Origin of the sequence: Winogradskyella wandonensis, from assembly GCF_004346845.1 — a bacterium.
GTDB classification, from domain to species: domain Bacteria; phylum Bacteroidota; class Bacteroidia; order Flavobacteriales; family Flavobacteriaceae; genus Winogradskyella; species Winogradskyella wandonensis.
Map to the genome: position 1 here is coordinate 812,211 of NZ_SMGI01000001.1, position 15,559 is coordinate 827,769.

Genomic DNA, 15,559 nt, shown 5'->3' on the forward strand with positions numbered 1-15,559 from the left:
TTATTTGAAAAAAAACTAACTTCTCTTACATGTGTTGAACTTGTCAGTCTTGTCGACTAGACAGATTTCAGTATCAGAAGATATACCAACTAAGATTGAGCTTATCTTAACATTGTGTGTAATAAATAAAGAAATATGAAAAAAATTTACTTACTAATTCTACTTGCGGTAGTTGGTTGCTCAAAAAACCACAATGATGACCAAGAAATCATGACTGCAGATATAATAGAATTATTTGAAACTGACCAAAATGACAGGAAATCTGATTTAAGATGGACTAGACTTTCTAAAAGAGATGAACTAAGGAGAAACCGAGCAAACCAATTAATAGATTCGGGCATGGTAGTCTCTGCGAAAGAACATCAAATGATAGCATATATTTTTCAGCATGGTAATGATTCTAGTGATTATGCCAAAGCTATAAGTCTTATGAAAAAAGCAATTGAATTAGACTCAACAATTGATAAAAGATTGTATGCTGCTGCCACAGATAGATACCTCTTAAGTCTTGACAAACCACAAATTTATGGGACTCAATATACCAAAACCAAATTCAAACCTTGGGTTATGAAAAATTACGACACAACAAAAGTCTCTGATAAGGAAAGGTTAAAATATGGAGTTGACACATTGGCACAACAAAAAGAAAAGCTTGAAAAGCTAAATAATGAATAAAGAGAACTACTGGAAATTCCCCAGGAATTTCCTACTCTTGAAGTTTTGTAAATAAAGAGCTAACTTCGTATACCTGCGCTGAACCTGTCAGTCTTGTCGACTAGACAGATTTCAGTATTATATGATAAAGTTATGTTGTTGAACTAGCCGAAGTATTGTTAGCGAACCATACCTTAACGATGAGCGTAACCCCAAAATCACTTCACCGCAATCATACTAATCTCTACATTTACAAACTTTGGGAGGTTTGCGACTTCTACGGTTTCTCGAGCAGGAGCAGTGGCTTCGTCAAAATAACTACCATACACTTCATTAATTTGTGAGAAATTATTCATATCGCTAATAAATATAGAGGTTTTAATAACGTTTTCAAAAGTCATATCCGCTGCTTTTAAAACGGCTTTCATGTTTTCCATCACTTGTTTGGTTTCGGTTTTAATATCGTCTAAAACCAATTCCATAGTTTCAGGATGTAAGGCAATTTGTCCAGATGTATAGAGTGTATTTCCAGATAAAACAGCTTGGTTGTAAGGTCCTATTGGTGCTGGAGCATGAGTGGTATTGATGATTTTTTTCATTTATACTGAACTTATTTAATTATTTGTCCGTTGAGAGGTCTCGACTGCGCTCGACCTGACAAGCTAAGTTTATTCAAAATTAAGAATTAAATATTAGTTAGTTTATCTTAGCTTACACTTGGTGTGACGAGCTAATATTGACAGACAAATAGTCTTCAAAACAAGTTTTATAAACGTTGGTCTGGTTGACGACGCTGCTCGTACTTAAGGTCTTGTAAGAAGTTAGATTTAATACCAATAAAGAAATTCCAAGAGGATAAGTTACTAAACGGCACCCAAGAGAAATTCATTCGCCAACTTAATAAATCGCGCTCAAAACGTAATTGTGTAAACGAAAATCCTTTGTTTAAAAAGTCATAACCAGATGATGCGCCAACTGTCCATTTTGGAGATATTTCTATGTCTCCAGAGAACATTAAAGAGTGCGATGCTATTCTGTCTTCGCGCCTTGTATTATTATAATTAACCGCGTAAGCCAATCGTAAATTCCAAGGAATTTTGTAGTTGTAATTACTTAGGTTGGCTTCTTTTTCTTTTTGGCGTTCTCTGTCTTCGTCGGTGTAGATTCGGGTAGAAAAATCTTCTGTACGACCAAATAAATCGTCTGTACGACCATTGGCTCTGATCGCCTCGTCTTGGCGCCTTTGGTCATTTTCTGGTTCACCTTTTTTGCTAAATGTTTCGTTACTTAAAGCATAACTCATATTTACATTTGCGGAGGTTAATCTAAAGAGGCTTCCACCGTTATCAATATTAAAGGTGTTAATTTTATTATTGTTATTGTCTAAAGCATATGGGTCTAATGTAGCTCCGAAGTTAACGCTCATTTTATCTTTAAATAATTTTAAACCACCGTTTAAACGTACAGGAGCTAAGGCCAGAGAGTCTGCAGCTAAATCGTAACGTGTGCTAACGCTTAAGTTATTAATTAAGGTGATTTTTTTAGGTTCTGCATCTGTAGAATCTTTAGAGCGTACTTTGGCTTCAAAATTATTTCCAATATCAATACCAATAGAGCTTGAATAGCGATTTCCTGGTGCACCAAAAATAGAACGCTCAAAACGAGTATATTCTACGGTGTCTGTTGTATTTCCGTTAGCATCAATTACGTCATAGGTTTCATAAAACTGGTCAAAAGCAGGCTGAATGGTATAACTTATAGATGGCCGCATGACATGACGAATGGCTTGAATCTTTGGATTGTTTTTGTCGTTTTTAAAATTAAACATACCGTATAATGTTGTACCTATATTAGCACTAAAATTATAGGTTCTAAAACTATCAAAACCATTTATGTCTGTAGTTACAACGGATTGCGTATTTTCATCAAAACGTCTATTAATGGTATTAAGCGTCCAATTTTCTTGAAAATTTGTACTAGCACTTACACTAAAATAATCGAAGACTTTAAAATTTGTAGAAATCGGAATGGAATGTTGCATGCCTGCTAAAGCATCATCAAACATCTCGGATTTTCCAAATAAACTATCCGTGGTTGTAATTCTATATTCTGCCCTCGAGTTGTATTGAAAGTTGATATTCTGAAAAATACCTTTCTTAGCGCCAGACTTTGGCGCGAAAGGAAAAATACGGCCAACTGAAGCTTGTAGTGTTGGCAAGGTTAAGTTAATTGTTTCGGTTTGGGTATTTTGCGAGTGGGTCGCTGTTAAATTTAAGTTTACCTGAGGTTCTCCTGGAAACGTTTTAGAATATGAAACGGAAGATGCCAAGGTGTTATTCTGAGAGTTAACGATGTTATTTTGGTTGATGGACTGTCTAAAAAACTGACTACTACCTAAATTTACAGAAGCAGAAAATCTCGAATTTGGATTGGCTTTGGCATCTTGTGTATGAGACCATCTTATATTGTAAATGGTGTTTTGCGTAAAATCTGGAAAGGCGCGTTCGCTGGTTAATAGATTTTCGTAGCGTATCGCCACATTACCACTATATCTGTAGCGCTTTGCATAATTGCTTTCAACTCTAACACCATAACTTCCGTTGGTGTAATAATCACCTAAAACAGCCAAATCTAAATAGTCGCTAATGGCAAAATAATACCCACCATTTTGGATAAAATAACCACGGTCGCTTCCTGTATCTTCTCCAAATGTTGGAAAAATGATTCCTGATTTTTGGTCTTTATTAAGCGGAAAATATGCAAAAGGAAGGGCAATAGGTGTTGGTACACCATAGATTTCCATATATGTTGGGCCTACAACAATTTTTTTTCCTGGAACAAGTTTTATTTTATCTGATATAAACTGGTATTCTGGGTCATCTAAATTTTCTGCCGTAGTAAACCTAGCATCTTTCATAAATAAGGTCGAGTCATTTTCACGCTTTGTTACTGGCGCAAAAATATTCATACCAGAATCTTCAGTCCTAGAATTGTAAATAATTGCCTTTTTGTTATCCTTATTAAATATTATAGAATCTGGTTCTACCTTATTTTGTGCTTGGGTAAATACGGGTCGTTGCGAATAACCAGTAGAATCTTTAACACGACCAGCATAAATTAATCCAGTATTATTATCAATTACAATGACACCAGCTGTTATCTCCATATCTTGGTATTTAACAACAGCATTATCGTATAAATAGATTTTTTTCTCTTTGTTATTTAGGGACACATAGCCATCGGCACTGTAAGTCACTACATCTTCGAGAAACTCCTTCGGCTTTTTTATAGAATCGTTTTTTACAGAATCGACTTCTTTAATATTTAAAGGCGGTTTAATTATTGAATCAATAGAAGCTTTTGTTGTATCCTTAATTATTGGTTTTGGTGTTTCTTTTGGACGAATAGGCTCTTGTTTAGGCGGAATATCCTGTGAATAGCCAAAAGTGTTAATAAACACTGTAAAACTAAGGGCAAAAAGTAATTTTAGGCTATTTGTACGCAAACCTTTAAATAGTATTTTTGTAAAATTATGGCTCGGTTTTTGAAACCTCAAAATTACATTAATTTTTTTGTGATTGATTTAATATTGCAATTAAAGTTTTTAATAACATAGCGCCAAATAAATTAGAGTAATAAACACCATAACATTGCCGTTGTAAAACTGAAATGAAAACGAACACACCTAACATATTAGTATTACTTCTTGTAGTATTTATAACATCTTTAACGTTTGCCCAGCCACGAGAAAATCAATTTGTTGTGGTATTAGATGCCGGTCATGGCGGTAAAGACCATGGTAATTTGGGTAACGGACATAAGGAAAAAGAAATTGCATTAAAGGTTGTCTTAGAATTAGGAAAGGAATTAGAAAAACTAGATGGTGTAAAAGTAATTTATACAAGAAAAAAAGATGTTTTTATTCCTCTATACAAAAGAGCCGATATTGCCAATAAGGCAGATGCAGACTTGTTTGTGTCTATCCATTGCAATTCTGTGGCAAATCCAAAACCATACGGTACAGAAACCTGGGTTTTAGGTGAAAAAAATACAGAACGTAATTTCGAGTTTGCAAAACGTGAAAATGAGGTAATTTTTCTAGAAGAGGATTACGAAAAGAATTATGCAGGTTTTGATCCAAGCTCTCCTGAGTCTACAATTGCTATAGGAATAGAGCAAGAGGTTTATGTAGAGCAAAGTATACTTTTAGCCCAAAAAATTGAAGATGCGTTTAAAAATAAAGTAAAACGAAAGAGTAGAGGTCTTAAGCAAAAAAGCTTGTTAGTTATACGTAATACGTACATGCCAAGTGTTTTAGTAGAATTAGGGTTTTTAACCAATAAAAAAGAAGGCGCATTTTTGAATACCAAAACAGGACAATCTAAAATGGCAAAAGCCATTAAAGATGCCGTTATCGATTATAAAAAAGAATTAGAAGCTAATATTGGTGAAAATCTTTCAGTTGATTTAGATAATTCATCTTCAGAAACAAACAACGCATCATCACAGATAATTAAAGACGTTACATTTAAAGTGCAAATTGCCGCAAGCTCACGTAAACTAGAACCAAAGTCTTATAATTTTAATGGCTTAACAGACATAAGCCGGGAAAGTAACGGTAACATGTATAAGTATTATTTCGGGTCAACTTCAGATTACACAGAAGCCCAAATACTTCAAGAGAAAGCTAAATCTAAGGGATACGGTTCTTGCTTTATTGTGGCTTATAAAAACGGAAAGAAAATCTCAGTAACGGAGGCGCTTAAAAGGAGATAAATTAAAAGGCTTCTTAATTTTTTTATTCCTAATTTTGCTAATAACCAAACAAAAGACCATTGAAGATTTCTAGAGAAATTAAAACAGCAGTACTTGTTATATCAGGCGTACTACTTTTTATATACTTATTTAACTACCTAAAAGGACAAGATTTATTCTCTGACGAAGTTCAATTTTATACGGAATTCGAATACAATGCCTTAACCATGTCTTCTCCTGTAACTATAAAAGGAAATGTGGTAGGCAAAGTAGAGGATATTAAATACGATTTTAAATCTGGAATGACACGTGTCGAGTTTTCGGTAGACCCAAGGTTATCGTTTTCTAAATCATCAAAAATTAGACTTTACGAAACAGGAATCATGGGTGGCAATGCCTTGGCTGTAATCGACTCCTATGAAGGCGAAAAAGCAAAAAAGGGAGATTTTATAAAATCCGAAATTCAACCTGGCCTAATAAGCTCTTTAAAAGATAATTTTTCAGGATTAAGCACTAATCTAGATAAAACTTTACGCTCTGCGGATACGCTGATGGTAAGTCTTAACGATTTTGTTTCAGATGAAACAGATGCTGGTTTAAAAGCTACTATAGCAGAGTTAAATGCAACATTAAAGGCGTTTAAAAATTTGTCTTTTTCTATTCAAAACGTTGTGAAGGCGAATGACGAAAAAATTTCCGAAACTTTGGAGAGTTTTAAAACGGCTAGTGCTAATCTTTCAATATTATCAGAGGATTTAAAGAAAGCAGAATTGTCAAAGACTATTGGCGATTTCGATAAAACCTTGTTAAGTATTAATGGGTTATTAGATAGTTTTGAAAAAGGTGAAGGCTCTTTAGGAAAACTTCTTAAAGACGATAAGCTATATAATAATTTAGAAGCAGCGAGCAAAGAAATGGAATTACTCCTTTTAGACATAAAATTACATCCTGCACGATATAGACGTATTTTATCTAAAAAAGAAATTCCTTACGAAGCCCCAACAGAAGACCAATTACAAAAGAACTAACGTTATATGATGCAATATTTACCAAATATCGCTTTTGCAATAATCCTAGCAGCTGGTGTAGGCTATTTTGCAAGAAACATAAAAAAACTAATTCGTAATATAAAGCTTGGACGAGATGTCGATGCTAGTGACAATAAGCCAGAACGCTGGAAGAATATGGCTAGAATTGCGCTTGGACAGAGTAAAATGGTGGTTAGACCAATAGCCGGTATATTACATATTATAGTTTATGTTGGTTTTATAATTATTAATATCGAAGTCTTAGAAATTATTATCGATGGACTCTTCGGAACACATCGTGTAGGACTAAGCGTATTGCCAGAATCAGTTTATGGATTTTTAATAGGAAGTTTTGAAATACTGGCTGTTTTGGTATTAGTCGCTGTCGTCGTCTTCTGGTTAAGACGAAATGTGATAAACCTTAAACGTTTTAAAAGTTTAAAAGGTTGGCCAAAAAATGATGGTAACATTATCCTGTATTTCGAAGTCGTTTTAATGTGTCTGTTTTTGACGATGAATGCAACGGATGTCTCGTTTCAAGAAATGGGAGCAGGCAACGTTGTATCGCAATTTATCGCACCTTGGTTTGGTGATAATGCTGAAACACTGCACATAATAGAGAGAACGGCTTGGTGGCTGCATATCATTGGAATTTTAATCTTCTTAAATTATTTATATTTCTCTAAGCATTTACATATTCTCTTAGCTTTTCCAAACACTTTTTACGGTAAGTTAACACCAAAAGGACAGTTTAATAATCTTGAAGCTGTAACAAAAGAAGTTAAACTAATGATGGACCCAAATGCTGACCCTTTTGCAGCACCTGCCGAAGATGATAATGCAGAAGAGCCAGCAAAGTTTGGTGCTAGTGATGTTATGGATTTAAATCGTATTCAGTTACTTAATGCGTATACCTGTACGGAGTGCGGACGTTGTACAAGTGAGTGTCCGGCAAATCAAACAGGAAAAAAACTATCGCCACGTAAGATTATGATGGATACCCGCGACCGATTGGTGGAAGTTGGTAAAAATATCGACGCTAATGGTGGCGAGTTTAAGGATGATGGAAAACAACTTTTAGGTGATTATATCACACACGAAGAATTATGGGCGTGCACAACCTGTAATGCTTGTGTAGAAGCTTGCCCTGTTAGTATAGACCCATTATCTATTATTATGGACATGCGTCGCTATTTGGTTATGGAAGAAAGTGCTGCGCCAATGGAATTAAATAATATGATGACCAATATCGAAAACAACGGCGCACCTTGGCCTTACAATCAACAAGACCGCTTAAATTGGGTTAACGAATAAATTATGAAAAAGAATTTTAAGATTTTATTGCTTTTACTGGCATTTTCTTCAGTAGTAGCAAACTCATTTGCTCAGACAAATAACTCGGAGCTTAAAGAATTGTCGGACAAAATGTTTCAGTACACTAACGACCGTGATTTCGATGCTTTGTTGGATATGACCTATCCTAAAATTTTTGAGCTTGTCCCAAAAGAGACAATGAAAACGGTTTTTGTTTCTATGTTTCAAGGAACCGAAGAGATGTCTGTAGATCTCCCGAAGCAAAATCCAGAATATGTTTTATCAGATATTTATAAGACCGAAAATGATAGCACCGATTTTGCTTTTTTGAGTTATGACATGTTTATGTCTATGACATTTAAAAAGCAAGAGTTTGACGACGAAGGCAAAGACATGATGATTAAAATGATGAAGCTCCAAGGCATGGAAGCCTCTTTCGAAAACAATAGTAAGGTCAACGTAAAAGCACCTAACCGTCTAGTAATTTTCATTAAAAATGAGGATACCAAGGATGAATGGAAAATGCTTAACTATGACCCAAATTCACCAATTTTCGCAGATTTGTTACCAGTAGATGTTTTGGAGAAGTCTATGGACTATTATCAGAAACTTCAGTTAGAATCTAAAAAAAAGAATTAAGCTATGAGTGAGCAATTAAAAGTGCCAACAATGGCAGAATATATGGCAGAAGGCAAACAACCAGAAATTTTATTTTGGGTGGGTTCTGCTGGTAGTTACGATGATAGAGCAAAAAAAATCACAAGGGCGTTTGTAAAGCTTCTAAACAATGCAGGCGTAGATTTTGCGGTTCTAGGCGCAGAAGAAAGTAATACTGGCGACGTCGCAAAACGTGCTGGGAATGAATTTCTTTTTCAGATGCAAGCCATGATGAATATTGAGGTTTTAAATGCTTACGAAATAAAACGAATTGTAACCTGCGACCCACATTCCTTTAATTGTATTAAAAATGAATATCCGAGTTTAGGTGGCGCTTACGATGTTATCCATCATACCCAATACATTAAAGAGTTAATAGACAAAGGACGATTATCTGTAAAAGGAGATACATACAAAGGCAAACGAATAACGTTTCACGACCCATGTTACTTGGGACGTGCAAATAGTGAGTTCGATGCGCCACGAAATGTCCTTTCTAAATCTAATGCCAATTTGGTGGAGATGAAAAAAAGTAAACGTTTTGCGTTATGCTGTGGTGCTGGTGGCGCACAAATGTTTAAGGAACCAGAAAAAGGAGATAAAGATGTTAATATCTTAAGGACTGAACAAGCTTTAGAAACTACGCCAGATATAATTGCAACAGGCTGTCCGTATTGTAATACAATGATGACGGATGGTATTAAAGCAAAAGAAAAAGAAGATAGCATAGTAGTTCTAGATGTGGCAGAAGTGATTGCAAATTCTTTATAGATTTTTCTTTTGATTAGTGTTAATTAGTGAAATTCGTATCAAATAAAAATGAATCGTTCTGAAAAGCAAATGCTTAAGATAGCTTTACGCAATGGTGTACTATTTACGTTAGTCCTTTTGGTTATTAGCTATTTTAAAAACGGAATGATTTATTACAATTGGATTCCTATTTGGTTTTTATTTTTTGCAGCTACTGGTGCGCTTCGTTATTATTACATGAATAAAAAATCTAAAGATTAAGAAACCTATGCTAGTAGATTTTGATACACTTCCTGAAGAATCACGCATTTGGATATACCAAGCTAATCGTTCATTCTCAGAAGTAGAAATTCAAGAAATAGCGGAGAAGCTTCAAGCCTTTATTACCGCTTGGACAGCTCATGGACAAGATTTGCAAGCAGGCTTTAAAGTGGTTTATAAGCGTTTTATTGTCATAGCGCTTAATCAAAATTTAAATGCAGCAACAGGTTGTTCTATTGACGCTTCTGTTCATTTTATTCAACAATTAGAAAAAGACTACAATGTGGATTTAATGGACAAAATGAATGTGTCCTACAAGCAAGGCGATTATATTGCCCACAAGTCACTAATTGATTTTAAAAAAATGGCTAAAGACAAGGCAGTCTCTAAAAACACTATAGTTTTTAATAATTTAGTAACTAATATAGCTGAGTTTAAAGAAAACTGGGAGGTTCCAGCCAGCGAGAGTTGGCATAGTCGTTTTCTTTAGTTTAGAAAATGTTTATCATTTCGGCTTTATTTTTATCAATATAGCAGTCGGTTTTATTTTACTATTTCAAAGAGATTAAGCATATTTACAACGTCTAAATTCTAAACCCTTAGTTTACTTGAAAACCGATATTTTTCTACTTAACATTTCTGGCCAAGATAAGCCTGGGCTAACGTCGAGTTTAACTAGTGTTTTAGCACAATACGGTGCAAAGATTTTAGATATAGGGCAAGCCAACATCCACGATACGCTGTCTTTGGGAATGCTATTCGAAATTGAATCTGGAAGTCAATCCTCGGCCGTTCAAAAAGACTTATTGTTTAAAGCGTATGAGTTGGGGATTACAGCAAAGTTTACACCCATCTCTTTAGAAGATTATGAGAAGTGGGTTAATCTTCAAGGAAAAGACCGATACATTGTTACTATTCTCGGGGAAAAATTGGCGGCGGAACAAATTTCGAAGGTGACAAGTGTTATTTCTGAAAAAGGCTTGAATATCGATAATATAAAACGGCTTACAGGCCGATTATCCTTAATAAGAGAAGAAGAGTATCCACGCGCATCAATTCAATTATCAATCAGAGGAAAAATTGAAAATAAATCAGACTTAACTGAAAAATTCATTGAAATTTCTAAGGATTTAGATGTTGATATTGCATTTCAGGAAGATAATATTTTTAGGAGGAACAGGCGCTTGGTTTGTTTTGATATGGATTCGACATTAATTCAAACAGAAGTTATAGACGAGTTGGCAGAGTTAGCGGGTGTTGGTGACGAAGTTAGAGCAATTACGGAGTCAGCCATGCAAGGCGAAATAGATTTTAATGAAAGTTTTGAAAGACGCATGAAGCTTCTAAAAGGTTTATCCGAAGACGTTTTACAATCTGTTGCAGAGCGATTACCAATTACAAAAGGCGCCAGACGTCTTGTAGATACGCTGCATAGTTATGGTTTTAAAACTGCAATACTTTCTGGAGGCTTTACATATTTTGGAAATTATCTGAAAGAAAAATTAGACATAGATTATGTTTATGCCAACGAATTAGAGATTAAAGATGGCGTTCTCACCGGTGGTTATATTGGCGAAATAGTAGATGGCAACAAAAAAGCAGAGTATCTAAAAGAATTAGCAATTAAGGAAGGCATTGATATAAGTCAAACTATAGCTGTGGGCGATGGTGCCAATGATTTACCCATGTTAAATTTAGCTGGTTTAGGTATCGCTTTTCACGCAAAACCTAAAGTAAAAGATAATGCTCAAAGTTCAATTTCTAGCATAGGCTTAGATGGCGTTTTGTATTTACTAGGTTATCACGATAGACATATTGATTTGGTGGATTAAATTGAAGTCATAGATGTTAATTAATTCCTTTATAAATCTATCTTAAAGTCTTTTTACTTGTTTTTAATTATGCTAATTTGGCATAGTATTCGTTATAAGAATAGTTTAGAAAAAAACAAGTGTATGCAGCGTATTGCTTTTATTATATTTTTACTTTTTACTTCCTTTTGTAAAGCCCAAAACCAAACTCCTAACCCCTTATTAGCAGAAGATATTGAAGCTCAGGCTAAATGGGTTGATAGCATTTATAATACCATGAGTATTCAAGAGCGTGTTGGACAATTATTTATGGTACAAGCATTTTCTAATAAAGGCTATAAACACGAAAACGAAATTTCGGCATTAATTACCAATTACCATATCGGCGGTATTATTTATTCTAAAGGTGGCCCTAGCCGACAAATACGGATGGATAACAATTTACAATCACTTGCTAAAGTACCGCTTTTAATAGGTATGGATGCCGAATGGGGATTAAATATGCGACTAGATTCCACCTACGCTTTTCCTTGGAATATGACGCTTGGTGCAGTTTCTAATAATCAACTTATAGAACAAACAGGCTATCAAATAGGAGAGCACTGTAAACGAGTTGGCGTTCATTTTAATTTTGCGCCAGTTGTAGACATAAATACAAACCCAAAAAATCCAATTATCGGTAATCGCTCGTTCGGAGAAGACAAGATTAATGTTACAGAAAAAGCAGCTGCATTTATGAAAGGTATGCAGGCTGCTGGTGTTTTAGCCAACGCAAAACATTTCCCTGGACATGGCGATACAGATGCAGACTCCCATATAACCTTACCAACAGTAAACTTTAATAAACAGCGCATAGATTCTATAGAATTATATCCTTACAGGAAACTTATAAAAGACGGTCTGTCGAGTGTTATGGTGGCGCATTTAAATATTCCTGGATTAAATATTCAAAACGGATTACCGACGTCATTATCTAAATATGTGGTAACAGATATATTGAAAAATGAATTAGGATTTAAAGGTTTAATTTTTACAGACGCGCTTACCATGAAAGGTGCTGCCGATTTCATTAAAGCTTCAGTCGATGGCGCGTCGAGTGCATCGTTTGATACATCTGGTGAAATAGACCTCATGGCTTTTAAAGCAGGAAATGATGTAATGTTAATGTCAGAAAACGTTCCAAAAGGCATTGAGAAGATTATTGGGGCTATTGAAAAAGGAGAAATTACAGAAGAGCGATTGGCACACTCGGTAAAGAAGATTTTAATGGCTAAATATAAGGTTGGTCTTCATAATTACAAACCCCTCATTGAGCGTGGCGTCCATAGTGATATTAATAGAATTAAGGATGATGTTTTATACGGAAGGCTACTAGAAGAAGCAATAACAGTATTAAAAAACAAAAACGACTTATTACCATTACGAGATTTAGAAACTAAAAAAATAGCTTATGTAAGTCTTGGTGATGATGTAGGAACCACTTTTTATTCTGAATTAAAGAAATACACAAAAATTCATAGAGTTTCGGCTGATAATTTGGGAGATTTAATCGAGAAATTAAAAAATTATAATACTGTAGTTGTTGGTTTTCATAAATCAAATGAAAATCCATGGAAATCATACAAATTCTCTAGCAAAGAATTGACATGGCTCTACGAAATAGCAAGAACTAATACTGTTGTTTTAGATGTTTTTGCTAGACCATATGCCTTAATGGATTTTAAAACTATAGAAAATATAGAGTCTATTGTAATGAGCTATCAGAATAGCGATATATCACAACAAAAATCAGCACAACTTATTTTTGGAGCAATTGGAGCTAAAGGTAAATTGCCTGTTTCGGCTGGTCCTGATTTTAATGTAGGTCAGGGTATTTCTTATAATGCACTTAATAACTTATCATATGGATTACCAGAGGATGTAGGTATGAGTTCGGAGAGACTTAAAAAACTAGATTCAATTGCAAATTACGCAGTTAATGAGCAGATGACGCCAGGTATACAGCTTTTGGTAGCAAGGAAAGGAAAGGTGATTTACAATAAAAACTTTGGATTTCATACTTACAATAAAACCAATAAAGTTGACTTTGATGATGTCTATGATGTTGCATCTTTAACTAAGATTTTAGCTACTCTGCCATTAATAATGGAGCTAAAAGAGAAGAATATCATTTCTCTAAACACTAAGCTATCAAAACTTTTACCAGAATATAAAGGCACCAACAAAGAGAATATTACCATAAAACAAATGCTCTCTCACTACGCTAGATTAAAACCATGGGTGCCCTTTTATGCAAAAACATTAGATACTGTTACAGGGAAACCTTTAAAGAAGTGGTATCGTAATAGTAAAGGAAAGTCTTATGATGTAGAAGTTACAGATAAGCTCTTTATGCGAAATGACTACAAAGATTCCATAAATCAAATTATTAAAGACACAGATTTGTTATCTACATTACGTTACAGATATAGCGATTTACCATATTATATTCTTAAACAGTATTTAGAAAAATATTATAACAAAGGTTTAGACGAATTAGTACAAGACCACTTCTATCAGTCCATCGGAGCCAACTACACAACATATAGACCTAGAGAGAAATTTAGTCTAAAAGACATTGTCCCTACAGAAATAGATGAGTACTTTAGATATCAAAAAGTCCATGGTTATGTGCATGATATGGGAGCAGCTATGCAAGATGGTGTAGGTGGTCATGCTGGAGTTTTTAGTAATGCTAACGATGTAGCTAAACTGATGCAGATGTATTTGCAAAAAGGCTTTTATGGTGGTAAACGTTATTTTAAAACTACAACGCTAGAAGAATTTAATAAGTGCCATTTCTGCCATAAAGACAACAGAAGAGGTGTGGGTTTCGATAAACCACAGCTAGGAGAAGAAGGACCAACTTGTGGTTGTATTTCCATGACTAGTTTTGGACATTCTGGTTTTACTGGCACCTATGCTTGGGCAGATCCAGAAGAGGAAATTGTTTATATATTTTTAGCCAATAGAACTTACCCTAAGGCTGGTAAAAATCGATTACTTCGCGAAAATATTAGAACAGAAATTCAGCGTTTAATTTATGAGGCCATCATCGACTAGTAAGTTCTAATTATAAGTTAAAACTTGTATTCATTCAATAACAATTAGTCAAAACCTTTAAATTAGCTATCGTAAATTATTATTAATGAAGATAGGAATTGTTTGTTATCCCACATTTGGAGGAAGCGGTGTTGTAGCTACAGAACTAGGTTTAGAACTGTCTAAACGTGGCCATGATATTCATTTTATAACATATAAACAGCCAGTACGTTTAGAGTTGTTAAGTAAGAATGTTCATTTTCACGAAGTTCATGTGCCTGAATATCCTTTATTTCATTATCAGCCTTACGAATTAGCGTTGTCTAGCAAATTGGTTGATATGGTAAAACTCCATGGAATCGAATTGCTACACGTTCATTATGCCATACCTCATGCTTATGCCGCTTATATGGCACAACAGATGTTAAAAGACGAAGGCATTTATGTGCCTATCGTAACCACGCTGCATGGTACCGATATCACCCTTGTAGGAAGCCACCCATTTTACAAGCCTGCTGTGACGTTTAGTATAAATAAATCCAATGCAGTGACATCAGTTTCAGAAAGTTTAAAGCAAGATACTCTTCGTCTTTTTAATATTAAAAAGGAAATTGAAGTCGTTCCTAATTTCATAGATTTAGAAAAGCATCAACCAAACTTTACGGATTGTCAGCGCAGTATGATGGCTTTAGAGGAAGAGCGTATAGTTACACACATAAGTAATTTTAGAGAAGTAAAGAACATCCCAGATGTCATAAAGGTTTTTTACAATATTCAGAGAGAGATTCCTGCCAAGTTAATGATGGTTGGGGAAGGTCCTGAGAAAGAGCCGGCAGAAATTCTAGTTGAAGAATTAGGAATAAGTGATAAGGTTGTTTTCTTAGGCAATAGTAACGAAATTGATAGGATACTTTGCTTTAGCGATTTATTCTTATTACCATCGGAAACCGAGAGTTTTGGTTTAGCAGCGTTAGAAGCTATGGCTTCAAGTGTTCCTGTAATATCCTCTGATAGAGGCGGTTTACCAGAGGTTAATAAAAATGGTTTTTCGGGGTATCTAAGTCCTGTGGGTAATATAAAAGAGATGACAAAAAATGCTTTAGAAATTTTAAAAGATGATGACGTTTTAGCACAATTCAAAATTAACGCACAGAAACAGTCTTTAAATTTCGATTTACATAAAATTGTTCCAAAATATGAAGCCATATACAAAGAAACATTGGCTGATTGTTTTGTAAAATAAAAAAG

At 34.6% G+C, this 15,559-nt stretch carries 13 protein-coding genes; 11 read left to right on the forward strand and 2 right to left on the reverse strand.

The window, feature by feature from the left end:
• Positions 1 to 135: 135 nt before the first annotated feature.
• Positions 136 to 675, forward strand: coding sequence for a hypothetical protein (locus DFQ05_RS03750; RefSeq protein ID WP_132703698.1), 540 nt, complete (start codon positions 136 to 138; stop codon positions 673 to 675).
• A gap of 197 nt (positions 676 to 872) precedes the next feature.
• On the opposite strand, the gene DFQ05_RS03755 is transcribed toward DFQ05_RS03750, so the two are convergent.
• Together DFQ05_RS03755 and DFQ05_RS03760 are read right to left on the reverse strand one after the other, a co-directional pair.
• Entirely contained in the window at positions 873 to 1,253 is a 381-nt protein-coding gene (locus tag DFQ05_RS03755; protein WP_132703700.1) for a RidA family protein, read from the reverse strand.
• A 167-nt stretch (positions 1,254 to 1,420) separates the two neighbouring features.
• Positions 1,421 to 4,210, reverse strand: a complete 2,790-nt coding sequence (locus DFQ05_RS03760) for a putative LPS assembly protein LptD (protein ID WP_132703702.1) — start codon at positions 4,208 to 4,210, stop codon at positions 1,421 to 1,423.
• Positions 4,211 to 4,323: 113 nt separating this feature from the next.
• Here DFQ05_RS03760 and DFQ05_RS03765 point away from each other — a divergent pair, with 113 nt between their 5' ends.
• The 10 genes from DFQ05_RS03765 to bshA all read left to right on the forward strand — a co-directional run bounded on the left by DFQ05_RS03765 (position 4,324) and on the right by bshA (position 15,554).
• A complete protein-coding gene (locus tag DFQ05_RS03765) occupies positions 4,324 to 5,430 on the forward strand; it encodes an N-acetylmuramoyl-L-alanine amidase (RefSeq protein WP_132703704.1) in 1,107 nt (368 codons plus the stop codon).
• Between the two features lie 59 nt (positions 5,431 to 5,489).
• On the forward strand, positions 5,490 to 6,437 hold the full coding sequence (locus tag DFQ05_RS03770; protein ID WP_132703706.1) for an MlaD family protein: 948 nt from the start codon (positions 5,490 to 5,492) through the stop codon (positions 6,435 to 6,437).
• 9 nt (positions 6,438 to 6,446) lie between these two features.
• Entirely contained in the window at positions 6,447 to 7,751 is a 1,305-nt protein-coding gene (locus DFQ05_RS03775; protein WP_132704160.1) for a 4Fe-4S dicluster domain-containing protein, read from the forward strand.
• A 3-nt stretch (positions 7,752 to 7,754) separates the two neighbouring features.
• Positions 7,755 to 8,390, forward strand: coding sequence for a hypothetical protein (locus DFQ05_RS03780; RefSeq protein WP_132703708.1), 636 nt, complete (start codon positions 7,755 to 7,757; stop codon positions 8,388 to 8,390).
• A gap of 3 nt (positions 8,391 to 8,393) precedes the next feature.
• Positions 8,394 to 9,179 carry a (Fe-S)-binding protein gene (locus tag DFQ05_RS03785; RefSeq protein WP_132703710.1) on the forward strand — a complete coding sequence of 262 codons (786 nt, stop codon included), beginning with the start codon at positions 8,394 to 8,396 and terminating at the stop codon, positions 9,177 to 9,179.
• Positions 9,180 to 9,227: 48 nt separating this feature from the next.
• Positions 9,228 to 9,419: a hypothetical protein gene (locus DFQ05_RS03790; protein ID WP_132703712.1), complete on the forward strand. Its 192-nt coding sequence runs from the start codon at positions 9,228 to 9,230 to the stop codon at positions 9,417 to 9,419.
• A gap of 7 nt (positions 9,420 to 9,426) precedes the next feature.
• Entirely contained in the window at positions 9,427 to 9,909 is a 483-nt protein-coding gene (locus DFQ05_RS03795) for an ABC transporter ATPase (RefSeq protein WP_132703714.1), read from the forward strand.
• A gap of 118 nt (positions 9,910 to 10,027) precedes the next feature.
• On the forward strand, positions 10,028 to 11,251 hold the full coding sequence (gene serB, locus DFQ05_RS03800) for a phosphoserine phosphatase SerB (protein ID WP_132703716.1): 1,224 nt from the start codon (positions 10,028 to 10,030) through the stop codon (positions 11,249 to 11,251).
• A gap of 123 nt (positions 11,252 to 11,374) precedes the next feature.
• The gene (locus DFQ05_RS03805) at positions 11,375 to 14,332 is read left to right on the forward strand and encodes a serine hydrolase domain-containing protein (RefSeq protein ID WP_132703718.1); all 2,958 of its coding nucleotides are present in this window, start codon (positions 11,375 to 11,377) and stop codon (positions 14,330 to 14,332) included.
• An 85-nt stretch (positions 14,333 to 14,417) separates the two neighbouring features.
• Positions 14,418 to 15,554, forward strand: coding sequence for an N-acetyl-alpha-D-glucosaminyl L-malate synthase BshA (gene bshA, locus DFQ05_RS03810; RefSeq protein ID WP_132703720.1), 1,137 nt, complete (start codon positions 14,418 to 14,420; stop codon positions 15,552 to 15,554).
• Positions 15,555 to 15,559 lie beyond the last annotated feature (5 nt).